Source organism: Bacillus sp. EB600 (genome assembly GCF_024494385.1).
In the GTDB taxonomy this organism is placed as follows: Bacteria; Bacillota; Bacilli; order Bacillales; family Cytobacillaceae; genus JAEVLT01.
On sequence record NZ_JAEVLT010000004.1, the window covers coordinates 95,404 to 121,231 of the forward strand.

Sequence of the window (25,828 nt, forward strand, 5' to 3'; positions counted from 1 at the left end):
CCAGTAAACTATTAAACTCCGAATGGATTTAATGGACGGCTGCCATAATAGGACACAATGCTTTTTGTTTCGGTATAAAGATCAAGTGTTTCAATACATAACTCACGGCCGAAACCAGATTGTTTATATCCGCCGAATGGTGTTCCTGGCATTGCCGAGAATGGGCAGTTTAACATCACGATCCCTGCTTCAATTTGATTGGCAACACGGGTACCACGGGCGCCATCTTTTGTCCAAACAGCAGATCCTAAGCCAAATTCTGTATCATTTGCCAGTTTAACAGCTTCTTTTTCATCTTTAAATTTCATCACAACAACAACTGGACCAAAGATTTCTTCTTTCACGACAGTCATGCTATGGTTTACATTTGCAATAACAGTTGGTTCGTACCAGTAACCACCTTCAAATCCTTCCACTTTAGCCGGCTTACCACCCGCTAAAATTTCAGCGCCTTCCTCAATAGCGGACTTCACAAAGCCATCAATGACATTTAATTGTCCTTGGTCAATGATTGCCCCAACATGTGTCCCTTTATCCAATGGGTTGCCAAGAACGAGTTTCTTCGTCTTTTCGACAAATTTAGTGATAAATTCATCATAAATATCTTCGTGTACATATAAACGGGAACGTGCTTCACAAGATTGACCTGAGTTGTAGAAAATGCCATAAAGTGATCCATCAACAGCTGCATCGATATCGGCATCTTCAAATACAAGGTTTGGAGACTTCCCGCCAAGTTCAAGCGTGACACGTTTCAATGTTTCAGAGGCTTTGCCCATGATATCTTTTCCGATCGGAGTAGAGCCAGTGAAAGCTACCTTATTTACTTTTGGATGCTGTACTAAGTAATCGCCCACTTCGGCACCAGAACCTGGAACAATGTTGACAACCCCTGCAGGTACGCCCGCTTCTAAGCAGATTTCACCAAGGATAATTGCTGTAAGTGGTGTTAAACTTGCAGGTTTTACGATCACGGAACAACCAACGGCAATTGCCGGAGCAATTTTCCAAGCTGCCATCATTAGTGGGTAGTTCCATGGAATAATTTGTGCACAAACACCGACAGGCTCTTTTTCTGTGTAATTCTGAAACTGACCAGGCATATTGTTCACTGTACCGCGATGTCCCACAATTGCACCGGCATAGAATTCAAAGTCTTCGATGGCCTGGGAAACTTGACCCTGAGCAGCATCTAAAGATTTACCTGTATCTGAGATTTCAAGCTCAACAAGTTCCTTAAAGCGGGAACGCATAATGGAAGCGATTTTATTTAAAACCTGTGAACGGCGGTTCACTGGATATTTACGCCATTTACCATGGTCAAAAGCTTCGCGTGCTGCTTGGACAGCCTTTTCAGCATCTTCCTTTGTAGCTTTCGCCACTTCGGCAACCAATTCTCCAGTAGCAGGGTTATATGTCTTAATGGTTTGACCACTCGAGCTTTCTACTTTTTCACCGTTAATGATTAAATGATAAAAGTCTCTTTTTAGACCTGTTGATTCGACGATTTGTTGTGTTGACATCTGTATTCCTCCTCTTATTTACCGATAAAAGCCGGTTTTCTTTTTTCTATAAATGCTTGGACACCTTCGCGGTGATCGATTGTTAAACCAGCAATTCGCTGGCCTTGAGCCTCTTGTTCTAAATATTCCGGCAATGGAAGTTCTCCCGCTGCTCTAATTGTTCGCTTCATTAAGCCGATAGCTTTTGTTGGCAGTGCAGCAATCCGCTCGGCAAATTGGTTTACTTCCGCTGCAAAATTGTCTAATGTAAATACTCTTGTCGCCAGGCCAAGTGAAAGGGCCTGATCTGCTGGTATTTTTTCACCCAGCACAGAGATTTCTAATGCTTTTGCTTCTCCTACTAATCTAGTAAGATAGTAGCTATTCCCTGAGTCAGGAATTAAACCTATATTTATAAAGGCATTTAGGAAGCTTCCCTTATCTGACAAAATCCGGAAGTCACAGGCAAGTGCGAGGCTGAAGCCGGCTCCGGCCGCAATTCCATTGACGGCCGCAATGATTGGCTTTTCAACCTGGCGAATTTGCTTGATCATTGGACCATAGTTCTCTCTTAAAACCTGTCCATGATCCATGTTTTCATCTACATCCGATAAGTCTTGTCCTGAACAAAAAGCCCGTCCGGCACCGGTAATCACAATGCAGCGGACATCTTCTGAAGAGGAAGCAGCTTTTAGTGCCTTAATGATTTCTCTATTCATTTGTGCCGTGAAGGCATTTAAAGTATTGGGGCGATTTAATGTAATCCGGGCGATACCGTTTTCTGCCGAATATTGAATCGTTTCAAACATGTTTGTTATCTCCCTTTAAAGTTTGGCTTGCGTTTTTCGATGAACGCATTCATTCCTTCTTTTTGGTCCTCGGATGCAAACAATAAATAGAAATTTTTTCGTTCGTATTGCATTCCTTCATAAAGTGAATAATCAACTGCTTTATTGACAGAATCCTTTATTAAGCGAATCGCAAGCGGTGCCTGCTTTGCAAGTTGTCCAGCTGTTTTCATTGTTTCTTCCATTAATAATTCCGGTGACACCACTCTGTTAATCAGTCCATGATGAAGGGCATCTGCAGTTGTAATTCTGCTTCCGCTCCATAGCCATTCCAATGCTTTCGTTCTGCCGACGATTTTTGTTAAGCGCTGGGTACCGCCTGCACCTGGCATAACGCCGAGGTTTACTTCCGGAAACGAAAATTCCGTCCCTTCGGCCGCAATTAATAAATCACAGCTTAGCGCTAATTCAAATCCGCCGCCAAATACAAACCCTTTTACAGCACCGATAATCGGTTTTTTAACAAGCGACAGACGGTCCCATTGGGCGAATTGATTCAACAGTTCCAGCCTGATCGGGCCATCCGCGGCCATTTCATCAATATCGGCACCTGCCGAAAAAGCACGGCCTTTACCGGTCACTACGATAACAAGTACTTCTTCGTTCCTATCGAAGTTCACGACTGCCTCAATAATTTCCTGTACCATGGTTCGATTTAAGGCATTATATTGGGCCGGCCTATTTAGTTCAATAAGGCCGATCCCATTTTGAAGGGAAGCTTCAATAAATTCATACGCTTTCATTATTCGTCTTCTCCGATGACCAGGGTTACTAGTTTCCCAGCAAACTTCATCAGATCTTTCCCGGAAGCTTTTCCTTCCTCTGAACGTAAACCGTTTTGTAAATCCTCATAGCTGTCATAACGCATTTCACACATTAAATAATAGGGAGGTTCGCCACCCATTGGTGATCCCGTAAACTTCGTTACTTTCATCTCACGTAAACCCGGAATTTTTTCCGTAACAGGAACGTGTACGTTATAATAATGCTCATCAAATGCTGCCTTATCTTCAGGTTGTTTATAAAGAGCGATTAATTTTGCCATATTCAAAACTCCTTTATTTACATTAATGTTGAGATTGGTTTCATTGCTTCAAACGGATTTTTACAAGATTTACAGTATAAGATACTCCTGCAAGCCGTAGGTCCGAAAATATTATCCATCGTGACATAGGTTGAACCGCAATACGGGCAATCTACATGCCAGGAACCGTCACTTTCCATTAAGCGGGGCGGCGGGGCAATTCCGAATGCCTTTAAGCCAGCCCTCCCTTTTTCCGAGATCCGATCGGATGTCCATGCCGGGTGGTGGATAAATTGAACGTTTACTTCACGGACATCCTGTATATCCTTGACTGCGTTTTCAATATTCTTTTGAATAATGTTAAGCGCTGGACAGCCGAGAAACGTTGGCAGCAGCTTAATTGTAATCACACCGTCTTCAGCGGATATTCCCTCTACCATACCAAGGTCAATAATACTCACTGTATCAATTTCAGGATCATTTACATGTTCTAATGCTCCTAATACTTTCGTTTCCAATGAATTTATAGTTGCTTGCATGATAACCACCTCTTTTCTATTTATCGATTACCAAGAAGCAGCTGTATCTAAACGATATACTTCCGAAAGAGTGGCAATCGCTGCATCTAGATCTTCTGTATGCTCTGAATTTCTTCCACTTAATAATTGCGCAGCCGGTATTTCTGGTACTGTGAGATGAATAGATTGGAAAACTGGTTCCAACTGATCTTTCCATCTTTGAATTAAAATGCTTTCTTCTTCAATTAACCCAAATTCATTAATTTTTTCACCGTTGTTGCCAAATGAGAAAACATCACCAAAATCGTCCACCACTTTTTCGATCGCTGCCAGCATTTTTTGTTTGGCTTCGTCTGTTGAACTTAGTAATTGAACAAACCACGTTTTCCAATGCAGCATATGGTAATACAATTCCATATTCACTTTTATAGCAGCCTGTGCCAAAGTCTCATAGGAGCTGTTTTTTAAGGAATCAATCTTAACCTTTTTTGCTACGGTGTAAAAGTAATTGCGAACAACAGCATTTGCCCAGTCATATGTCGGAACATCCATGTAATACCCTTCACCGTTCGGTCTTTCTACTAATAAACAATTCTTTCTTTCATTTGCTGGACGTAAATGGGCTAATGCATCAGCACTGCCTGCACCTAAGTCTTCTAACAATTGATAAAACATCGCCGCATGCCCCATGCTGTCCTGGGTAATCGATGATGAGGCAACGTCCTCTTCGATATGTGGTGCTAGTCCCAGCCATTCTGAACCTCTGTAGGAATAGAAGAAATCATCATCGGCAAGTTGAAATAATAAGTCAGTCACTGCTTCTTTATATTCAGGCGCTAATATTACATTTGCTTCTGTCATTTTTCATTACCTCCCGACCATGAAAGAATCTCTTTTTCATCAAACATTTTTTGTTCGTAGTGCCGCCATTTTTTCTTTAAGTAGCCATAACCTTTTGTTGTCCGGTAATCCTTATTATCCAACCTGTTTAAGATTACTTTTTCCTCACTGCTCAGGCCTTTAATATGTTCACGATTGACAACCCATATATCGGCAACTGGTTCACGGCGCATAAAATTTTCTTGAGCCATTACGATCGCCATTTCAGCATTTGGCGCTAATAAACTAAATTGATGCTGGAATTGTGATGATGGTGTCCGTTTACTAAAAACTTCAAATTCCTGATAAAATGTTTTCTTTTGATCCATTTTCCCTTCCCCTCCCATTTAGTCAGCTGTTGCACTTAACGCATCACGTACCCACGCGTTTGTTTCATATGAGACTCTTCTTAAGTTCAAACGTGCTTGTGAACGCGGTCCATTATTTCTGGTAATTTGTTTGAAATAATTCCAATCAGGCTGCTGATATACCCAGAGCTGCTGTTCTTCGTCAAAATGGAACGTTGGATCCGGAATTGTTAAACCTAATGACAGGATCCGAGGAATATATTTTGTAAAGAAGCTTTGTCTAAGCTCTTCGTTCGTACTTGTACGAATTTTATATTTAATTGTTACATCCTGTTTACTTGACCCCGTGGTATTGCTGCTGGCCGGTCCAAAAAACATCAGAAGCGCTTCCCACCAGCCATTTAATGCTTCTTGAATCATTGCTTTTTGTTCTTCTGTTCCTTCTGCAAGTGCCATAATAATCGCTTCACCATGCTGGGCATGGAAAACTTCCTCTGCACAAATTCGCTGCAGTGCTCTTGCATATGGTCCGTAAGAGGCACCAAGCATGTTGGTCTGCGTAATAATTGCTGCTCCGTCTACCAGCCAGCCAATTAATCCGGCATCAGCCCAAGTTTTTGTTTCCATATGGAATACATTATGAAACTTTAAATCTCCATTAAATAAATCGATCATCAGGTCACCGCGGTCTTTTCCATATGGCTTCAACAAATCCTCGGCAACCCGCAGAAGCAATTGTCCATGTCCCATTTCATCTTGAACTTTGGCCATAATTCCTAATTTTCGTCTTAGTGAAGGTGCTTTCGGTACCCACTCTTTCTCTGGCAGGGCTCCCATGATCTCGCTTATACCATGCATCGATATTAATTTGATGAGTGTTGTCCGGTATTCTTCCGGCATCCAGTCATCCGCCTCAATTTTTTCTCCAGCTTCAATCCGTCCGATAAATTGTTCTAAATGCTGTTGTTCCGTTAATTCTCTTTCTAGAATACTCATTGTTTTATCACCTCTCCAAGTTATATAACGTTTCTATAACGTTATTATATTTTGTTGTTATATAAAAAGCAAGAATTTTCTATATTTTAATTATTTTTTTAATTTTCATTTTATGTAACCACCCTGCTTGCCTCTATTCCTTAGGCAAGCAGAGGTTGAACCGCTTTCATTTCATTTTTGAACACCACCGTAAATATATTACGTGCTATTTACGTTATGCTAATTTAATTACACATTTACGGGATCGCTCTTCCTTTTGTCGACAATTCGAGTAGCTTTGCCATCAGAACGCGGAAGACCGCCCAGTCCATGAACAATCACGTCCATTGTTACTAAACAAGCGGATTTCATTTGATGTTGGATAAACCGCTTTAATTGAACAATTTTTTTGTCACTTAAATCTTGTCCAACTTCGTGATGAAGTTTCGGATCTAGTTCAACATGGAGCTCAACACTGTCTAAGCTGCCCTTTTTGATTAAGTGAATTTGGTAATTAGGAATAACCCCTTCGATTTTCAATAGTTCATGTTCAATTTCCGAAGGGAAAACGTTTACACCGCGAATGATAATCATATCATCCGTTCTTCCTTTAATACGGGACATCCGTGTAGTGGTTCTTCCACATTTACATTTTTCACGGGTAATCGATGCAATATCTCCGGTACGATAACGAAGAACCGGAAGCGCTTCCTTTGTAAGGCTTGTAAACACAAGTTCACCGTCCTGACCGTCTTCAACCGGTTCCAGTGTCTCAGGATCAAGGACCTCGACTAAAAAGTGGTCATCTGCAATGTGTAAACCATCTTGAGCTTCATGGCACTCAATGGCAATACCAGGTCCCATAAGTTCACTCAATCCGTAAATATCAACCGCTTTCAAATTTAACTTACTTTCTAGTGTTGCACGCATTTCCTCGGACCAAGGTTCTGCCCCAAAGATTCCATATTCAATAGAGGTTTCTCGCGGATCCATTCCCATTTGCTCCATTTTCTCAACGATGTTTAAAATGTAGGATGGTGTACCGCTAATTCCTCTTGGTTTAAAATCGTTAATAAGCGTAATTTGCCTTTCTGTATTTCCACCCGAAATAGGAACAGTAGCAGCGCCCATCTCTTCTGCTCCATAATGAAGTCCAAGGCCACCAGTAAATAGTCCATAACCGTAGGCATTATGAAAAATATCTGAACTTCTTCCACCTGCAGTAACAAGAGCACGAGCTACAATTTTAGCCCAGGTTTTCGTATCATTTGCAGTGTAACCAACAACGGTTGGTTTGCCGCTTGTCCCAGACGAGCCATGAATCCGGGTTACTTCTTCCATCGGAACCGCGAATAATCCAAACGGATAATTGTCTCGTAAATCCTTTTTCTTTGTAAAAGGAAGCTTGTTTACATCCTCCAATGACTTAATATCTTCAGGTGTTATACCAAGTTCCTTAAACTTTTCCTGATAAAATGGAACATTTTCAAAAACTCTTTTTACTGTTTGCTGAAGTCGAGTTAACTGTAAGCTTTCCATTTCACTATGAGTTGCTGTTTCAATTTCCGGATTGTACATTAAAAAATCCCCCTTGTAGTGTTGATCATTGTCATAACGCCAATAATGTATAACGGTAATTCAACGCTGATTACAATATTGTAATATATGAATAGAATAATAGCGAGTTTCCACTATGTCAATAGTTTTATCTGAAAATTGTAATAATAAAAAATAATTAAATAAATAGCTACTTAATTATTTACATAAAGTTTAGGCTGTGATACTTTTTTAAATAGATATATATCAAAACTTCGTCGAACGTTTAAAAACTGTTTTATTTTTTTACAATGAATTAGTTTTATCGAATTAGAATGTTTACCAACAATTATGTGATAGAAAGAAGGGGGCTATTATGACTACCAATTTAAGCGATCAAACCACTCACGAAATGTATTATGATAAGATCTTCAATACGATGGAAAATGAACCATTTGCTCGATTTTTAGGGATAAAATTAATTGAAATTGGCCCTGGGAGCGCAGTAGCAGAATTGACTCCAGATGAAAACATGATCAATGCCCATGGAACAATTCATGGGGGGATTATTTTTTCTTTAGCTGATTACGTATTTGCGGCAGCAAGTAACTCTTACGGGAGAACTGCGGTGGGCGTAACCACCAATGTTAACTTTATGTCTGCTGGAAAACTAGGACAAACGCTTAAAGCAACTGCTCAGGAAATAAAGAAATCCAACCGGCTCGCCTGGTATAGCATCCATGTTTACAGCGACGAAGAACTGATAGCATCCATGGAAGCAATGGTTTATCGTAAAAGTCATTCCTTTGTTGAGACTCTTGAAAAGGAAGTATAAAGATAGCATTAGAAAAGTGGAAGCATCCAAATTAAGGAATGTCGATTAAAGGCCGCCACGTCCTGTGGCGAACGTCGACGTCAGCACATCCTGTGGAATGGAGCACACCGACTGAGATAAATTTTAGTTGTACACTTTTTAGTATAGAAAACAGCCCACTGTGATCAAACGGTGGGCTGTTTGGAGTGAAATAATAATAAAGGACCAGACCCCGCTGTATCAAGTTTAGCTGAAGTTCTCCATTTCATCTTAATTTACGTTGATTTCTGCCCTTATGGAGGATATTTTGTAAATTTAAAGGAATTATCTTTACGATCTCAATAATAAGTAAAATAACCAAATTATGATAAACTAAACAGAACAAATTCTTCCCAAGGAGCTTAAATCATGACTACGAATACACAATTCATTGGGTTTGTGGGAACTTATACAAAAGGGGAAAGTGAAGGTATTTACTCCTTTACACTAGACACCCAAGCAGGCCAAATAACCGACATTAAAGTGGCCGCGGAAATAGACAGTCCTACATACCTTACGATCAGCAAGGATAACCGTTACCTTTATTCCATCGTGAAAGAAGGGGAATTAGGCGGCATAGCAGCATTGGCAGTCAGCGATCAGTCGGAAAAGCTTACACAGCTTAATACACAGGTGTTGGCAGGCTCTCCTCCCTGCCATGTCAGCATAGACAGCAATACCAGGTTTGCGTTCAGTACGAATTATCATAAAGGGGAAGTTGTTTCTTATTTAATTAACGCAGACGGAACCCTTACGCCGCCGGTATCGGTAGTGAAGTTTGAAGGATCAGGTCCGGATCCGCGCCAAGAAAAAGCCCATACCCATTTTGCCGGGGTGACACCGGGCGAAAAGTTTCTTGCCGTTGTGGAATTAGGAATTGACCAGCTTATTACTTACCAAATAGGGCAAGATGGGAAATTGACGGAAGCAAGCCGGTTGGCCATCCGTCCAGGCAGCGGGCCGAGACATCTTACCTTCCATCCTAATCATAAATTTGCTTACATCATGACAGAGTTTAGTTCTGAGGTGATCGCCTTAGCTTTTAATCAGGAAAATGGGATCTTTAAGGATATTCAAACCATCTCTACCCTGCCGGAGGTTTTCAAAGAAAATAATCAGGGCAGTGCGATTCATATTTCTTCAGACGGCCGGTTTGTTTATGCCGGAAACCGGGGCCATAACAGTATTGCTGTTTTTCAAGTTGACAGTAATACAGGAAAGCTGGAGTTTGTCGAGCGTGTCTCAACAGAAGGAGATTGGCCGAGGGACTTCAGTTTAGACCCGACCGAAAAATTTATCGTCGCCTCCAATCAAAATTCCAGTAACCTTGTGCTATATGCGAGAAATACTGAAACAGGAAAACTTACCCTTTTACAATCCGATGTTAATGTCCCCGATCCGATTTGTATTAAGTTTCTTCATATGTAGTTAGAATAAAAGACAGATAACTGTATACGGTCATCTGCCTTTTTTATTGGCTTTGTTATTCTTTGTTGTTGATATTGAATAAACATTGCGTCCAAGACCGGGGATATCCGTAAGAGCCGTTTATGACGGACAAAAAACGGTCTCTCACTGGGAAAGCTGTCCTTCATAACCTCGATGACGGACAAAAAACGGCCTCTCACTGGCAAAACTGTCCTTCATAACCTTGATGACGGACAAAAACCGGTCTCTCACTGGCAAAGCTGTCCGTCATGACCTCGATGACGGACAAAAAACGGTCTCTCACTGGCAAAACTGTCCTTCATAACCTCGATGACGGACAAAAAACGGTCTCTCACTGGCAAAGCTGTCCGTCATAACCTCGATGACGGACAAAAAACGGTCTCTCACTGGCAAAGCTGTCCTTCATAACCTCGATGATGGACAAAAAACGGTCTCTCCTTGGCAAAACTGTCCTTCATAACCTCGATGACGGACAAAAAACGGTCTCTCCTTGGCAAAACTGTCCTTCATAACCTTGATGATGGACAAAAAACGGTCTCTCACTGGCAAAACTGTCCTTCATAACCTCGATGATGGACAAAAAACGGTCTCTCACTGGCAAAACTGTCCGTCATAACCTTGATGATGGACAAAATCAAGTCTCCAATTATCGTAACTGTCCGTAAGAGCCGGCAAGACGAACAAATTCCACCACCAAAATCAGAAAACTGTCCGTATCCCGTTTATGATTAAATGAATTGTTTAAGTTATCAACAATGAACGTTAACAACGCCCTTTTATTAAATAATGAATAAAACGGCAATTTACAAAAGCCCATCCATCAATTTTATTAATTCAACAATCTCCGGCTTGCTGACTTGGGCATCAGCACCAACTGTTTGCCCTTTATGGCGGAGATCGTCTGTGATCAGCGAAGAGAAAATAATGACTGGTACCTTTGAAAGTAACGGATTCTGTTTTATTTGTTTTGTCAAAAACAGCCCGTCCATTACCGGCATTTCAATATCGGTAATAACGAGGTCGACAACTTTATTTATATCGCCATCATCTTTAATCGCATCTTCTAAATAATCTAAGGCATCCTTTCCATTTTCAAAGAAATCTATTTTTTGAAAGCCAGCTTCCATTAATGTATCTGATATCAATTTTCTTAATAATGCTGAATCCTCAGCAACGACGATCCGATAACTTGACCGGTCTTTGTTCTCAATTTCTTTTAAGCGGTCATGATTGATTCCTGTCGCTGGATTAATATCAACTAAGATCTTTTCAAAGTCGAGCAGGAGAATCATTCCATCTTCTCTGCGGACGACCCCAATGATTTGATTTTCTGCATTTTGATATAAATTTGTCGGCTTCTCAATTTGCTCCCATGAAATACGATTAATTTTATCCACACCGTGGACATGGAAAACAACTTTTTGCTTATTAAATTCAGAAACAATTAATTTATCATGGGCAGGATTGTCAGAATCCGGGTATCCCAATACTCTTGCCATATTTATGACAGGAAGGATCTCACCTCTAATTTCCATAATCCCTTCAATATTTCGATGGGCATGAGGAATTGTCACAATTGGCGCAGGATTAATAATTTCCCTAACCTTAATCACATTGATTCCAAATCGGTTAGTAGCGACCATAAATTCAACAATTTCAAGTTCATTCGTACCGCTTTCAAGTAAGACCCCTTTTTCTTCCATAATGCTAACCTCCAACACTTTTTAAGATTTAAATTATTAACTCATTTTTAGAATAAAATATCTACTTCTCCTCAATAGGTATTTCGGATTAAACGATTAGATTTTTAAGTATTTTTCTATCAGGGACAAATTCATCAAGCGATATAAACTAATATTCACTTTAGAATGACTCCTAGTTTAAACATTCAATTCACTGCTTTTATAGTATTTGTTAATTTATATTATAGAAAATTTATGCGGTGAATCATGAAGGAAAGTGAATAAATAAAAAGCTGTCGAAGGTTTTTCGACAGCCTGTAGGCCATACTATGGTCTCAAATTATTTATTAAGAAAATCTCTTATTTCATCAACTGATATTCCCAGCTCTAGAGCTTCCTTAATAAGTTCCACCCATTCATTATCTAATTCATTTTCACTAGTTAAAGCAATCACAACATATCCTCCTAAAATCTCTTATACAATTTTAGGCAACTCAGCCATCATAGTTTAAAACCTTAGACCTGTAGCTTTGCGTCCCATTCTTTCAAAAGGTTTGCCTTTAACTAATTAAAGGATTAAACTCATAGGTCAATTTTACCATAGTTTCCCAATAATTAAATAAATATAATTCTAAATAGTTCGACACTTAATGACATATATGAATTGTAGGGACAAAATTAGGAAGTTCCGCTATCAAACAAAGTGGATAAACTAGAACACAAAAAATATGTCGTAGTACGATAATAGCGTGTCTTTTACTCATATTGCGAAAGATGTTAATTTTTATTAGTCTACTTCTCCACAATAGTTATTTCAGATTAAATGATAGAATCTTTAAGTGCTTTTTTAGGAAAAAACGAGGTTGTTAGTGTCAATACAGGAAAATCTGCAGGAAATAGCGAATTTGTTTGGTGTAGCAGAGTTTTCAATCAATATAATCAAACTATTTAAATAGAGGTAATCAATGACTAAAATGATAATGAATCAAAAACCGATCAATCGTCGTTCTTTTTTAAAAAAGACAGGAAAAATTTATTTGGGGCTAATTGCTGCCGGAATGCTCACGGGTACCTACTCCTACAAGATAGAAAGATTTTGTTATCAAATAAAAGAGGTTCGGTTAAAGGTTAGCAACCTGCCAAGTGCTTTTAAAGATTGGAAAATCGTCCAATTCAGTGATATTCACTTAGGATTCCACTACGGAGTTGAGGATTTAAATCCTGTTATCAAAATGATTAACAGTTTAATGCCAGATATTATTTTCTTTACAGGTGATCTCATTCAGATTGGCAATAACAATCCGGAGGTCTCCATTCCGTTACTCCAAGAATTGAAAACACAAAGGGGAGGAAAATGGGCCATCATTGGAAACCATGATTTTTATACAAAGGATCAAATCACACAAGTCTTCGAAAGCGCACAGTTTAAAATGCTCAAAAACTCTCATGATTTTATCGAATATAACCAGCAGAAGCTTTATATTGCTGGCATTGATGATGTCATGTATGGTGAGCCAAATATCGGAAAAGCAGTCGAAGGTCTCAGGGATGATGATTGTGTATTGTTACTTGCTCACGAACCTGATATAGCGGATGAAAGCAGTAACTACCCAATTAGCGCCCAATTTTCGGGGCACTCACATGGGGGTCAAGTGCGACTCCCTTTATATGGGCCGATTATCAGACAAGTATTAGCGAAGAAATATACTGATGGCCTCTATCACGTTGGGGAAAATAACATGCCTTTGTACGTTAACCGGGGAATTGGCACTACCAACTTAGCTATTCGCTTTTTGTGCAGGCCAGAAATCACAGTGTTTCATTTATCATGATGTAGTAAAAGTTCCTTCATTAAAAATGCACCTAGTCTGTGAGACAGGTGCATTTTTAATGGAGGAAAATGGCCTTAACCATACTGGCTACCCTCTTTTTATATAACAGCAAATACATGGCAAAGCCTCTAGAATCATTTTCCACCTGTGATGATAATTCATATTTAGATGGCCAAATCCAGTTTCCCACTTCAATAAAACTGTGTTTAATAGAATCAAAACTAAAAAATTGATAATCAAGAAAATCGACATATTGCTTTAAGCCTTTAACAGGACGGTATTCCCAAAGATTTCTTTTCTTTTTAATTGGAAGTCTCAACGTATTATTTAAGTGCGGAAACACCTGATAGACAATCGATAATGTTCGAATCATTCTTTTTAGCGTCTGGTGATCAGCAGCAAGTGCAAAGATCACTTGATAATCAAGCACTAAACTGTATTTGTTTATGACTTGAATAATATCTAAAAAGTATCTCATCAAATCTAAATTATGCCGCCAGCCATGCAGACAGATCATGTAAAAGGTATGGTTGGGGGACAGTTCCTTAATATGTGAAAAGTGACCAACTGGCTTTGCCTGATCCCATAGGTCATTGATATCAAAGCTAGATGTGTTTTCTTTAACAATACTCCAATGCAATTCCACGACTAATGGTACTTCTGATTGAGGTAATGCTTTGCTATAACTGCAATGGAAATGCCCAGGTATCATCTCCTCTTCGATGGTAAAGCCTAATGAGTTAGTTAAATGAATGGCTTTTGCAAGATCCTGGTCTCTTATTAGTAAATCGATATCTGTAGAAACCCTGGCACCGATATGGCCAAAGAATTCTTCTGCAAAATAAACACCTTTCAGTGCAATGACATCAATCTTATTACCTTCAAACAATTTTAAAATCTGATCGGTTTGATTTTTAATAAAAAGGTTTTGATATAGCCCCTTTTCATAGCTTTCTTTTAGCAAATCCTGAAAAAAGGAAGGTGTTTGTTTGAGCCGGTCCTGCTGCTTTAGTAGAAAATAAACCTGAGATTCGACGCCATCATGCTCTATATCCTGGAGGGATTTATGATAAAAGTTTACGTCATCAGGCAGCGGTGTCTGTGAATCATAGATAGCTCTAATTAACTCAATACTCATAGCCACGTCCTCCCTTCACTATTTTGAAACAACCGCTATAGGTCTCGCTTTTTTAGGATTAAAGGATGTTTCATTGAGATTCTGATATAAACCTCTTTGCCTGATTAACTCCTCATGTGTTCCCTGTTGCACAATACTTCCTTGATCCATCACCATGATGTGGTCTGCATTTTGGATCGTTGTTAACCGATGAGCAATAACGATCGTCGTTCTGCCTTTCATTAATTCATCGAGCGCTTCTTTCACATAGTATTCCGTTTCGCCATCTAAGGCAGATGTTGCTTCATCCAATAATAGGATCGGGGCATCCTTTAAAATAGCCCGGGCAATTGCCATCCTTTGTTTTTGACCGCCGGATAACTTCATTCCATTTTCACCAATCTCCGTGTCGTATCCTTTTGGCAGTGAAAGAATGAAATCATGAATCTCCGCACTGATCGCCGCTTCGACCATTTCTTTCTCCGTTACATTCGGGCGGGCAATCAATAGGTTTTCTCGTACAGTCCCCGCAAATAGGAACGTTTCCTGGGGAACATGGGCAATCGAACTCCTTAATGCTGAAGCTGAAAGCTCTTGAATCGGTTTACCAGCAACTAGAATATTGCCTGATTGCGGCCGATAGAATCCCTGCAATAAATTAAACAGGGTACTCTTCCCGGCCCCGCTTGGTCCGACAAGTGCTGTTACTTTCCCGGCGGGTATTTCTAAATGAAGGTTTTCAAACACAGGTTTATTTTTTACATAGTTAAAAGAAATGTTTTGAAACTCAATGGCTCCCGAAACATGCGCTGAATGCGTAAAGGAAGGAAGCTCTTTGAAATCGGCTGGTTTTTCCAATACATCTAGAACTCTCTCAAGTGCGGCAACGGATCGTTGAAACCCGGCCCAAACACTGGCCATTCCCGTGATCGGATAAAATAAATGATTAACCAAGTTAAGAAAGGTTAACAATGCTCCAACGGTTAGGATTCCTTTTGAAACGAAAAGAGCCCCAACAGATAGATTAATAATGAAAGTAATCGACCCAATAATCTGACCGCCCGTATTATACCAGCTCTGAAGCTTCGCATTTTCTAATTCCAATTGCAGTAATTCTTGATTTTGTTTTACGTACTTTTTATATTGAAGTTTTTCAAGTGTAAAAGAGCGAATAACGTTAAAGCCATGAAAAGTCTCATTTAAGAGACTATTAATATTTCCAATTAAATGGTGAATCAATCTACTATTTTTCCGAAGTAATAAGCCAAATACAACCCCAGACAATGCCGCAATCGGTGCAATGATAAGACTTAGCAAACATAAAGTTAGATTAATATGAACTAAATATACAAATACTACAATATAAATAACCGGCAATCTGATCAGACTAAGGAGGCTGCTTCCAATCAGTCCGTCCACTCCATGGATGTCATTGGAAAAGTAAGACATTAATTCTCCGGAGCGAAAATTTGCTGCATCTCCTGCCGGCAGTCTTAATACATGGTGAAAAAAATAATTTTTCAGATCCATTTTTACCCCATTCGTCGCTATCAGATTAAAGTAAGTATAAGCAACACTTGATGCAATACTCATGAGAATGAGCAATCCACCATAAGGGATGAATGATAAAATCTGTTGGTAGCCACCATGAATAGCGGTATCAGTAATCTCACCATAGAACTTCGCAAAGGCGATGGTTAAGTAGATATCCAATCCTAACAGCATTAGGATAACGATATAGGCCTTCCAGCGCTTCAAGATAAACGGCAGCACAAAAGAAAAGGTCTTGCGAATATCCTTCATATTAAAATATTGTTTTATGAGCGATTCAATCCGATCTTTCATGTGGACACTCCATATTGGATCAAAATTGTAGATTCATTTTTCGATTTAAATGTTTTCTTAGTATACCTGATAGAACAGGAAACGAAAGGATCATGCTCCCCCAAAAATGAGCAATAAAGTGATCTGCTTCAATTTTTAGCCGGTGTTTTTGCACACTAACAAGTTTCCCGAGAATCTGTTCTTCTTCAATCGGTTGATCTAAACCGAGGTTCGTATCTCCCTTTAAATAATAGAACGTTTGATTTTGTTCTTTTTTGATCCCGACAAATCGATGGGCAATTAATTGACTTTCTAGTGAACAAAATAAGATGACATCACCTTTTTTCACTAAAGAAGGTGCAAAAGGAACAAATTGACAAATGTTTCCTTGCTGAATCAAAGGAAACATGCTATTTCCGGACGCCGGCAGCTCTAACCATCCATCCTTCTTAATCCTATTTTTAAGAAAGGTAAAGGTCAGAGCATCAATCAACATATTGAATCAGCCCGCACTCTACAAGATTGGCTAAAAAGTCTTCTATATCTTCTTTGATCTGCTCCTTGTTTTCATGTGCTGAAAATTTTTCCACCAACGATTGTATAAGCGTGTCAGCGGTCTGAACTTCGTTTAGTAATGACCAGCAATGACCGCCAACATCATTTAACTTGGTAATCGTATAATGATCGGTATTCAAGATAATCCATTCTCCATCAAGTTCAGACGCTTCAACATTTCCTTTTTGAATATATTGTTTCATCATGATATTAACTCCCAAAATGTATTATTTTTTTGAAAATGGAGTTCATAAACAGGCACCTGTTTCACCAACATGGTCATTAATTTTAATATTGTTCTAGTTTCTTCTTGACTATGCGGCCAAAAAAACACTTTATCCATTAAATGAAGAAGTGCATCGGATTTTCCAATCTTGATTCGTTTATTTTGCAATGCCTGATAAAGAATTTGGACACTCGCCAATTCGACATTCCCTTCGAATTGATCCGCTTCAAGCTCGCTACGGAATGGAGAGTTAAATACGGTTATCCCCTCTGGTGTAATTTTTACCAGCGCCGCCTCATCGGAAAGAAGTTCCCTCGGGTACGAAAGTTTTGCAGCAGTTGATTTACCGGCACCAGAGTGCCCGGAAAAAATATGTGCCTTTCCTTTTTCGATTGCACACGAAGAATGGATTAGCAGCCCCCAATGATGATGGACAATAAAAGAACTGTATAAGTTTGTAAGTGCGTGTTTTAAGGCTAGTTGATCGTAAACGGACATCTTCGCAGTTTGGTAATCTGTATCAACCTCAATGAGATAATCCGCTCTACGGTATATAAGTTTGTCTGATTGTTTGACGATTTCCACTTCATAATCCTTAAAGGGAATGCCGTAGCCATCTTCAATATTGATGACTAGATCGGGTTGCTGTTCTTCAGTACCTGTATAGGAAAAGTAATTTTTTGCAAAGAAATTATCTAGATCTTTTGATTTACAAATGATTTGAATGAAGTGGTCGCCAATTTTTGTTGTTATTTCTTTCATATTGGCCTCCTAAGAAAATATGAGTGAATTTTGTAGAAGGGAAGTCAATGAATGATGCCCATTGGTCTTCCCATTCCTGATTAATTAGTTAACAGTAGGATTACATTGTCCTATTCCGCCACTATTTCCACCAGTACCGTTCCCATTCCCATTGCTAGCAGTACCAGCTCCACATGGTTGTGGATTAGGGTTAGAATCCACCGGGAAATTAATACCACCATTTCCATTGGCATCAGGGTTGTTTCCTGTACCAGGGTTCCAACAATGTCTGGTTTCAAACTGGATTGGTTGATGACTTAAGACAACCGGTCTTTGATAAACTTTTTCTGCAATCATTTTTTCACCTCCTTCCTGATATGTTCATTATAAAGAACAATCTATGCAAAAAAAATTGCTGATTTTCTCTTTTTAGTCATTTTGATATATATAATGTAATTTTATCATTCTTTATTAAGAATTGTAAAATATAAATAGTTCTTTTTAAAGAACTATTTTTTGACAAAATTTTTATTCTATTCTTGGAATGTAAAAAAAGAAGGTATAAAACCTTCTATCCCGCTAAATCCTGCCATTTTCAATAACCTTCACCATTTGTTCGGAATTCGGATAATTTGCTTCCTTATATTGTTTAATCACCTTACTTACGTCATAATTCACTCTAACAATCGATGTTTGAAAGCTTTCTTCATTAACATCAACAATTGCATAAGATGATTTGGCTAAGCCATCAAACGGAAGACCCACACTTCCAATATTAATGAGACATTTCCCTTCGATATATCGAATGAATGGTTTATGAATATGAGCATAAATGAAAATGTCCGCGTTATTGCCCATCATTTTTTCTATTAGTGCATCATCACTCTCAAACGGCTGGACAACATCAAAAAGACTGTTCGGTGTGGCGTGGAAAGCGTGAATTTTTATTTTTCCAAACTGTGGGTTCAATTCTGTCGGTAGCTCGTCCAAATATCGAATGCTTTCTTCATCTAATTGGGAAAATATCCAATCACGCTCTTTATTCATCATTTCAAACGCACTTGCCGCTACTTCTCCTTCTTTAACTCCTCTGACAACCCATTCATCTGCATTTCCTTTAATGACATCGGTATTTAGTGAGCGCACCAAGTCGAGTGCTCTTTTTGGTTCCGGACCCCGATATGAAATATCTCCAAGGACATAAATTTTATCAACTTGTTTCTTTTCAATGTCTGCTAACACAGCATCTAGGGCAACAGCATTGCCGTGGATATCGGAAATGAAAGCAATCCTCATAATAGAAAACCCTCCTTTTTGAAAAAATGTATCTTCATTTTAGCCTCTGGATTTTTTTTCATCAACTAACAACCCATTTTTGGAGAAAAAGATGTTCTCAAAGCCTTTATTTAACCTTGTTTAAATTAATCATTAAAACCAAAGAAAAAGGACATGTCTGGATATTCAACCCAGTCTTTTATACTTCTCTTTTATTTAGGGTTAACATAGCGCGTTAATAGACTATTATACAATCAAATACTCCCCGAAATGAATATGATATTAAAACTTATTTGAAAAATAATTAATTGGAGGAAATATAATGACTATTAACAGTACTAATGCTTATATAATAGATTTATCCAACTGGGGGATTACACAGGGGATTCCTTCTAAACCATATACAATCGACAATTATAAAATGGCTAATAATAATGTTTCTGGTATTAATAATGCGTTATCGTGGGCTTATCAAAATGGATATGATTATGTAGTATTGCCAAAAGGAAGTTATGCAATTTGTTATCCGAATCCGATTAATACACAGCCTAACATGACAATAGATTTTAACTATTCCACATTAAAGGTCATATACGATTCGGACAACCGTTCTCCATATGATAATACTGGAAATCCAATTTATAAATTTGGAGGAAACAGCATTCAATGTACAACTCCACAAACTCATATTATTAATTTGATTTTAATAGGGGACCGAATCGACAGAAGTTGGTCAAATTCATCCGAAAGATCGACGGAGTCTACTTATGGGGTTATATTTGGAGCAGGGGCCCATTATTCGACTATTAGAAACTGTAATATTTCTTACTATATGGGCGACGCCATAAGTTTGTCTTATTCACCATACAACAGCTTTAGCATTGGTAAAACTGAGTTTGGGGGATTAGATAACACAACGGGAGCACCTACCACGGGTACAACATCTAATACTGTTAGAAGTGTCAATTTTATACAATTTCCTAGCGGCATTACCAGTTTTTCTATGATTGGATTAGGGTACGCTCCTGCCACTTCCATTCCTTCTGGTACTTTTAACGTATATTTTTATAAGACTGATAATTCGTTTATTATGAAAAAAGTAAACGTTAGAACCAGAGATATTATTCAAATCCCTAAAAATGCGACTCAATTAAAACTGACATGGGAAGGTAATGGGACAGTTGATGATGGACTTTTACCAAATAATCCGCCTTATTGGGCTATATTAATAAAAAACGGTGTCGCGGATCATGTTATGGTGGAAAACAACGAAATCCACCGCTGTCATCGTGGGGGGTTAACTCTTGGAACCAACAACGCCTTAATAAGAAATAATTATTTCCATGATACTGGCGCTCCTGACGGGATGGATATTGATGGATTGCCACAGTTTCCAGACTTCACTCGTTATGCCATTAATACAGAAGATAATGTTGGACAAAACTGCCATATTGTTGAGAATATCTTTGATAATTCTCGGATTGCAATAGCTCTACGAGGGGAATACAACGAAGTTTCTTCTAATGAATTTCGAAACTGTCCGATTGGAATACAATTATATTATCAACGTCATATTACTGTAACGAAAAACTATTTTTATTATAGTAATTTCCAGTGTTTTAATTACTATAATTTTGATAGAGATTGGATTATTACTGATAATATTTTCAATGCTTCGCAAATGACTTTCGCTGGTTCTGGAACAATTGCAACCATTAATAATAACCATTTCCATTCGGGGTCTTATGTTAGCAATAGTGTTGCCTCGTTGAGTTTTAAAAATAATACATTCGACAATTCGCATTATACTGTAACAGAAACTCAAACTCTTATTGACGGTTGCTCTTTTGTTAATGGAGGTTATATTGAAATGTATAGCTTAGTAAACCCTTTTGATAAGATCATACGATGCACCTTTAATAATGGCAGTTATATAAGAATGCAAAATAGTCCCCAGGTTATTATAAGGGGTTCAGTGTTCAATGATGGATATGTTTATTACAGTACTCAGACTGGCACATATACACTTATTAATTGCACAGTGAACAACATTTCTAGACCTCTAATTACTAATCCCAAACCTAATGCATATACAACAACTAACGTTTTGCAACTTAAAAATTGTAACATATCTTTAGGCATTGCCCCACCAAATTGGCAAGCATCTCATAGTTACAAAATAGGGGATACCGTAATTCCTTCAAAACCCAATGGTTACTATTATCAATGTTTTACAGCTGGCAAGTCTGGAACAAATGAACCTACATGGAGTACAATCGCAGGATCAGTAACCGTTGATGGAACTGCTAAATGGAATGTATACCCTATAGCAAAAGTACCACTTATTTATGCTTTTTATTGGGGAGAATTAGACATTGAAAATTCTACAATAAACTTTAATTTAGTGACCAATTATTCAAGTGTTCTAGCTGATTTTTATGGAATCATTAAAAATACATTAAAAATAAGAAATTCAACTATTAGTGCGTCACCTGCCCAAGCTTCATATTCGGTTAGTTCGCCTACCCTTGTATTGGTGGATAATACATTTACAAGTTTCTCCTTAACGAATCAACCTGCTAAAGTTATAACATATGACAGTTCTGAACCATATATAAGAATACCAATAACAGGTAATTCTGCACCAGGTGCATTACCACAATATATAGGACAAGTGTATGTCGATACTTCTGCCAAAAAAATATACCAAGCAGCGGGTACGTCTGCATTATCAGATTGGATTGCTCTAAATTAACAGTTAATAAGTAAGCGTCAAACTGTTTCCTCCTAGTTTGGCACTTTTTATTTATGAGATAATCCTTAAAGACCGAATATTAATTGTTCAATTATCAGCAAATTAACCTAAGAAACTAAAAATTTAGTGTTTGGCAATTAAGAGTATACGCAGTAAATTGTGTATCCATCGTTTTCCCTACACAGATCTAAGACTAGTTATATTGTTATAACTTATCCCTGCAGTGACTCCATGTCAAGCGGTCTAGACTGAAAATTTATTCAATTGGATAAATTTTTTTAATTGACGGTTGATACATTTCTTAATTGCCAATACACAAATCATATTTTAACAAACCTTTGATAATATATTGATAAGCAATTTTCTAGGTTTGCCCCTAGTATAGGCTTTCTCGCCCAGATTATATAAAAACTCTGTATTTCTAGATGCTATTGCATCTAAATAATCTTTTTCAAAATACTTTCGGGATCCTTCATTTAATAAAGATTCTTGAATACAATCATTTACAATAAATCCATTGATTTTGTTTTTTATTTCTGCCTTATCTAAATTACTTTCAAACATGTTAGCTAGGCATGTTTTAAATGTATTAAGTAGCATTATACTAATTCCGTTATATCTACTTTGTTTACTATCTTGATAATGTTCATCAATTACCTCTTTTTGTATCTTATAACCGTTAACCATATCATCAAACATATATGACATGTATTTGCTTGTATTTCCACCTACTCTATAATAATATAACGGCTTATCAATAACTTTTACATTGTTTGCTTTTAAAAACATTTCCAAGTTATAATAAAGATCCTCTCCAAGAAAACTTATTCTGTCTAAATATTTCCCACTAGTTAATAACAACTCTCTTTTGTATAACTTTGCAACTAGATTTGATGGAAATGGATGTCCATGAAAGTATGCAACTACTAGTTTATCTTTTATTTCATTAGCAGTGAATATTCTATCTTCTTTAAAATATACACTTTCATTCTTGTGTTTTACTAAAGATCTATCTCCTATTACTTTATACATATTACACACTGTGATATCAATATTGTTTTTAATAGCTTCATTATATAAAATTTCAATAGTATTTTTATCAATCCAATCATCAGCATCAACAAACATTACATATTCAGAACTAGAAGATTCAACACCTTTCCTCCTAGTAACAATACATCCTTCATTATTTTTGTTTATCAAGATGATTCTTTTGTCTTTCTTCCTAAAGTTGTTACAAATTTCTAAACTATTATCGGTTGAGCCATCATTCACTAAAACTATTTCTATATCCCTGAATGTTTGGTTTAGTATAGATTTTATACATTTTTCTAACTTCTTTCCTGCATTATAAATAGGTACAACTACGCTTACCTTACTCAAATAGACACCTCCGAATAGAATTTTTAGTTATGTATTAGATCTATACAGAATTATAACATGTTCTTAATAGTGAACGTAACTATTTTCTAGAAAAGCTTGTTAAAAATATCTAACATTGAGTTGAATATTATTCTATTATTTTAGACAAAAGCATTTTCCCAATACCTAGGACCCTCTGCCTTCTTCTGTCACAGGAATGCAATTTAATATTTAACAACTTCCATGATTTGTTTTTTTACACAACTCATATTACTCTACCTATCTTTTTTCTTTATTCTAAATAACATCCTTTTTAATATAATGAACATTATTAATTTTATTATCTATATAGTGAATAATTGGTTTATAGATTAAATGAATAATAAATGATGAAATTAAACACATAATAAGTAACCAGCAAAAGATAAGAATTGGGAAATAGGGTTCAAAAGTCATCTTTGGAAAAATCGTCAAATAAAAGAACATATGGGTCAACCAAATATTCGTTGAATGATCACCAAAGAATTTGAAAATTTTATTGATTAATACTTTTTTATCTATAAGAATAAAAACACAAATAAAAGTTATACCGGTAATAGGGGCAATGATCATTGATTCATAAAATGAATGGAACAATAACAAAAGTAATATAATAGCTAGGCAAATATAATTTTTTAAGGTCAAACGACTGAACGCATTAAATATCTTCGAATAAATCCTTTCCTTTGCAAAAATAGAACCAACAATATAGGGAAGTTGAGAAGTCCCAACCAACACAATTGAATTTATAATCATGCTAATTACTGAATTATCTCCAAAATTTATTGTATGTTTAATTCGTTGTATATATGCAAACAAGTAAATGATTCCTGAAATAAATATGATAAAATAAGAATTATATTTGTTAATAATTTTTGTCAGAACAGGGGACAAAATAACGAGAATAATATATGTTTGCATAAACCACCATGCACCATTATAGGAACTTGATATCACAAAAAAATTAAGAAGAAATTTTGTTAGGCTCCCTGGATATACCTGTGTGTCACCAACAAAAAAACCTAAAGACACAAAAAGTACTAGTATGATCCAGTAGTTTATTAGTAATTTTAAAATTCGTTTAACATTCTTTTTTAGAATTTCCCCTTGTGCGTTTTTAATACTTAAAAATAAGCCATATCCACTTGCAAAGCAATAAATTGGTACACAGGCATCTCCAAACAAACCAATATAATACATTAAAGGAACACCATTAATTAATGGTGATGTTTCATAAAGTCCATTAACCTCTTTTCGACAAAAAAGATGAAGGAGTAGCATCAACAAAATCGCCACTCCTTTGCTCATTTTCATATCATTTTTAGTGAATTCCAACAGTAATGACCCCTTTCGTAATTAGAATTGTTTTTGTCGCTTTATCTTATCAATTTTTATAATAAAAAGCATAGAACCTCTATATTACGAAAGACTATGAGTTTTTGTCCTTTCTGAATAATTTTTAAATATAATTGTAAAAATAAATTTTCGAACTTTTTCGGTTTGCCTTTCAGTTAAAAGAGCAAAGCACCAAGAATATAGTATAACTAACACTGCTATAACTAACTTAAGAGCTAGTGTAGTTTTTCCAAACGGCCATAATGGGGTCATTAACCAAGTTAAAATAAAATTTGCTAGAGGATAGTGTGCTAAATATAAAGTATACGAGAACCCTGCTAAGTGTTTAGAAATATTTATTTTTAAATTAATCGATTTATTATTATGAAAGGAAATTATTAAATATATTAGGAAACAAAACGACACTGCAACACCTAAATCCCGAGCAAAATTTGTCCACTTTACCTCCCAATCACCGCTATTATATTGTGTTGAAAATATTGCAACTAGAGAAGTTAATATTAGAATTACATTTTTTAAAAATTTTGGTTGTATTTTTAATGGTTTTATAAAAGGTATAACTGCACCCATTAACCAAATTAAAAAATATATCATAATACGCTTTCCCACAAAAAGTGAAATCAAGATAAACAAGAATGCATATAATAATTTAAACTTTTTCTTTCTTGATACAAATGTTAGTACCAAACATGGAAATAAAATGTAATACCAAAATTCGTAGCTTAAACTCCATAATGGACCATTTAAACCATAAGTCTTTACTAATATCCCTTGAAGAAAAAATAAATTTCCTAAAAAGGTTTTAACATCTAAATAGTTAGCTATTTTTTGGTTAGGCCCAAAGATGTTTAGTTGTAAATTTGCCCAAAGATAAGTTAAAAATAGGCAGGGTAGAAGTACTACCCATAATCGGATTATTCTTTTTATTAAGTACTCTGACCACTTCCATTTATTTTCTTTAATTGATTTTAATATTGTTCCAGATATAAAGTAGCCACTTAAAACAAAGAAAACCATAACAGCTTGATATCCAGGTAGTGGAACATAAAAATGAAACAAGAAAACAACTAATGCAGATAAAAACCTTATTATATCTAACATATTGGAGGCAACGCTAGTTTCTTCTATTACATGAAGAGAAAGGTTTTTCAATCAATATCTTCTCCCTTAAA

The 25,828-nt window shown here is 36.9% G+C and carries 25 protein-coding genes and 1 riboswitch; of the genes, 4 read left to right on the forward strand and 21 right to left on the reverse strand.

Annotated features, from left to right (window positions below; all coding sequences use genetic code 11):
• Positions 1-11 precede the first annotated feature (11 nt).
• The 9 genes from JN080_RS06340 to JN080_RS06380 all read right to left on the reverse strand — a co-directional run bounded on the left by JN080_RS06340 (position 12) and on the right by JN080_RS06380 (position 7,632).
• A complete protein-coding gene (locus JN080_RS06340; RefSeq protein WP_256235083.1) occupies positions 12-1,523 on the reverse strand; it encodes an aldehyde dehydrogenase family protein in 1,512 nt (503 codons plus the stop codon).
• A 14-nt stretch (positions 1,524-1,537) separates the two neighbouring features.
• Complete coding sequence (locus tag JN080_RS06345; RefSeq protein ID WP_256235084.1) at positions 1,538-2,311, reverse strand: enoyl-CoA hydratase-related protein; 774 nt, start codon at positions 2,309-2,311, stop codon at positions 1,538-1,540.
• 5 nt (positions 2,312-2,316) lie between these two features.
• Positions 2,317-3,093: an enoyl-CoA hydratase/isomerase family protein gene (locus JN080_RS06350; protein WP_256235085.1), complete on the reverse strand. Its 777-nt coding sequence runs from the start codon at positions 3,091-3,093 to the stop codon at positions 2,317-2,319.
• Positions 3,093-3,395 carry an EthD family reductase gene (locus JN080_RS06355; RefSeq protein ID WP_256235086.1) on the reverse strand — a complete coding sequence of 101 codons (303 nt, stop codon included), beginning with the start codon at positions 3,393-3,395 and terminating at the stop codon, positions 3,093-3,095. The genes JN080_RS06350 and JN080_RS06355 overlap by 1 nt, the downstream gene beginning before the upstream one ends.
• Before the next feature lie 17 nt (positions 3,396-3,412).
• A complete protein-coding gene (paaD, locus tag JN080_RS06360; RefSeq protein WP_256235087.1) occupies positions 3,413-3,913 on the reverse strand; it encodes a 1,2-phenylacetyl-CoA epoxidase subunit PaaD in 501 nt (166 codons plus the stop codon).
• Between the two features lie 27 nt (positions 3,914-3,940).
• Positions 3,941-4,753 carry a 1,2-phenylacetyl-CoA epoxidase subunit PaaC gene (gene paaC, locus JN080_RS06365; protein WP_256235088.1) on the reverse strand — a complete coding sequence of 271 codons (813 nt, stop codon included), beginning with the start codon at positions 4,751-4,753 and terminating at the stop codon, positions 3,941-3,943.
• Positions 4,750-5,100: a 1,2-phenylacetyl-CoA epoxidase subunit PaaB gene (gene paaB / locus JN080_RS06370; RefSeq protein ID WP_256235089.1), complete on the reverse strand. Its 351-nt coding sequence runs from the start codon at positions 5,098-5,100 to the stop codon at positions 4,750-4,752. Before paaB ends, paaC begins: the two co-directional genes overlap by 4 nt.
• A gap of 18 nt (positions 5,101-5,118) precedes the next feature.
• On the reverse strand, positions 5,119-6,075 hold the full coding sequence (paaA, locus tag JN080_RS06375; RefSeq protein ID WP_256235090.1) for a 1,2-phenylacetyl-CoA epoxidase subunit PaaA: 957 nt from the start codon (positions 6,073-6,075) through the stop codon (positions 5,119-5,121).
• 228 nt (positions 6,076-6,303) lie between these two features.
• The gene (locus JN080_RS06380; protein WP_256235091.1) at positions 6,304-7,632 is read right to left on the reverse strand and encodes a phenylacetate--CoA ligase family protein; all 1,329 of its coding nucleotides are present in this window, start codon (positions 7,630-7,632) and stop codon (positions 6,304-6,306) included.
• A gap of 334 nt (positions 7,633-7,966) precedes the next feature.
• Here JN080_RS06380 and JN080_RS06385 point away from each other — a divergent pair, with 334 nt between their 5' ends.
• Positions 7,967-8,425 (forward strand): PaaI family thioesterase, encoded by a 459-nt coding sequence (locus JN080_RS06385; RefSeq protein ID WP_256235092.1) that lies wholly within the window; start codon positions 7,967-7,969, stop codon positions 8,423-8,425.
• A 387-nt stretch (positions 8,426-8,812) separates the two neighbouring features.
• Entirely contained in the window at positions 8,813-9,871 is a 1,059-nt protein-coding gene (locus JN080_RS06390; RefSeq protein WP_256235093.1) for a lactonase family protein, read from the forward strand.
• An 824-nt stretch (positions 9,872-10,695) separates the two neighbouring features.
• On the opposite strand, the gene JN080_RS06395 is transcribed toward JN080_RS06390, so the two are convergent.
• Both JN080_RS06395 and JN080_RS06400 read right to left on the reverse strand, forming a co-directional pair.
• Positions 10,696-11,595, reverse strand: a complete 900-nt coding sequence (locus tag JN080_RS06395; RefSeq protein WP_256235094.1) for a chemotaxis protein — start codon at positions 11,593-11,595, stop codon at positions 10,696-10,698.
• 319 nt (positions 11,596-11,914) lie between these two features.
• Positions 11,915-12,028 carry an anti-repressor SinI family protein gene (locus JN080_RS06400; RefSeq protein WP_309144661.1) on the reverse strand — a complete coding sequence of 38 codons (114 nt, stop codon included), beginning with the start codon at positions 12,026-12,028 and terminating at the stop codon, positions 11,915-11,917.
• A gap of 31 nt (positions 12,029-12,059) precedes the next feature.
• Positions 12,060-12,143, reverse strand: a riboswitch (cyclic di-GMP riboswitch).
• Between the two features lie 396 nt (positions 12,144-12,539).
• On the opposite strand from JN080_RS06400, the gene JN080_RS06405 reads away from it, so the two are divergent.
• Positions 12,540-13,406 (forward strand): metallophosphoesterase, encoded by an 867-nt coding sequence (locus JN080_RS06405; RefSeq protein WP_256235095.1) that lies wholly within the window; start codon positions 12,540-12,542, stop codon positions 13,404-13,406.
• 55 nt (positions 13,407-13,461) lie between these two features.
• On the opposite strand, the gene JN080_RS06410 is transcribed toward JN080_RS06405, so the two are convergent.
• From JN080_RS06410 to JN080_RS06440, 7 genes are all read right to left on the reverse strand, one after another.
• Entirely contained in the window at positions 13,462-14,544 is a 1,083-nt protein-coding gene (locus tag JN080_RS06410; protein WP_256235096.1) for a nucleotidyltransferase family protein, read from the reverse strand.
• 18 nt (positions 14,545-14,562) lie between these two features.
• Positions 14,563-16,368 carry an ABC transporter ATP-binding protein gene (locus JN080_RS06415; RefSeq protein WP_256235097.1) on the reverse strand — a complete coding sequence of 602 codons (1,806 nt, stop codon included), beginning with the start codon at positions 16,366-16,368 and terminating at the stop codon, positions 14,563-14,565.
• 19 nt (positions 16,369-16,387) lie between these two features.
• The gene (locus JN080_RS06420) at positions 16,388-16,843 is read right to left on the reverse strand and encodes a signal peptidase I (protein WP_256235098.1); all 456 of its coding nucleotides are present in this window, start codon (positions 16,841-16,843) and stop codon (positions 16,388-16,390) included.
• A complete protein-coding gene (locus JN080_RS06425; protein ID WP_256235099.1) occupies positions 16,833-17,108 on the reverse strand; it encodes a PqqD family protein in 276 nt (91 codons plus the stop codon). The genes JN080_RS06420 and JN080_RS06425 overlap by 11 nt, the downstream gene beginning before the upstream one ends.
• Entirely contained in the window at positions 17,105-17,890 is a 786-nt protein-coding gene (locus JN080_RS06430; protein ID WP_256235100.1) for a hypothetical protein, read from the reverse strand. The genes JN080_RS06425 and JN080_RS06430 overlap by 4 nt, the downstream gene beginning before the upstream one ends.
• 84 nt (positions 17,891-17,974) lie before the next feature.
• The gene (locus tag JN080_RS06435) at positions 17,975-18,226 is read right to left on the reverse strand and encodes a hypothetical protein (protein WP_256235101.1); all 252 of its coding nucleotides are present in this window, start codon (positions 18,224-18,226) and stop codon (positions 17,975-17,977) included.
• 222 nt (positions 18,227-18,448) lie between these two features.
• Positions 18,449-19,165, reverse strand: coding sequence for a metallophosphoesterase family protein (locus JN080_RS06440; protein ID WP_256235102.1), 717 nt, complete (start codon positions 19,163-19,165; stop codon positions 18,449-18,451).
• Positions 19,166-19,466: 301 nt separating this feature from the next.
• On the opposite strand from JN080_RS06440, the gene JN080_RS06445 reads away from it, so the two are divergent.
• Positions 19,467-21,899, forward strand: coding sequence for a right-handed parallel beta-helix repeat-containing protein (locus JN080_RS06445; RefSeq protein ID WP_256235103.1), 2,433 nt, complete (start codon positions 19,467-19,469; stop codon positions 21,897-21,899).
• Positions 21,900-22,226: 327 nt separating this feature from the next.
• On the opposite strand, the gene JN080_RS06450 is transcribed toward JN080_RS06445, so the two are convergent.
• From JN080_RS06450 to JN080_RS06460, 3 genes are all read right to left on the reverse strand, one after another.
• Positions 22,227-23,282 (reverse strand): glycosyltransferase family 2 protein, encoded by a 1,056-nt coding sequence (locus tag JN080_RS06450; protein WP_256235104.1) that lies wholly within the window; start codon positions 23,280-23,282, stop codon positions 22,227-22,229.
• A gap of 276 nt (positions 23,283-23,558) precedes the next feature.
• The gene (locus JN080_RS06455) at positions 23,559-24,635 is read right to left on the reverse strand and encodes an acyltransferase family protein (RefSeq protein ID WP_256235105.1); all 1,077 of its coding nucleotides are present in this window, start codon (positions 24,633-24,635) and stop codon (positions 23,559-23,561) included.
• A gap of 84 nt (positions 24,636-24,719) precedes the next feature.
• Positions 24,720-25,808 (reverse strand): acyltransferase family protein, encoded by a 1,089-nt coding sequence (locus tag JN080_RS06460; RefSeq protein ID WP_256235107.1) that lies wholly within the window; start codon positions 25,806-25,808, stop codon positions 24,720-24,722.
• Between the last annotated feature and the right edge of the window lie 20 nt (positions 25,809-25,828).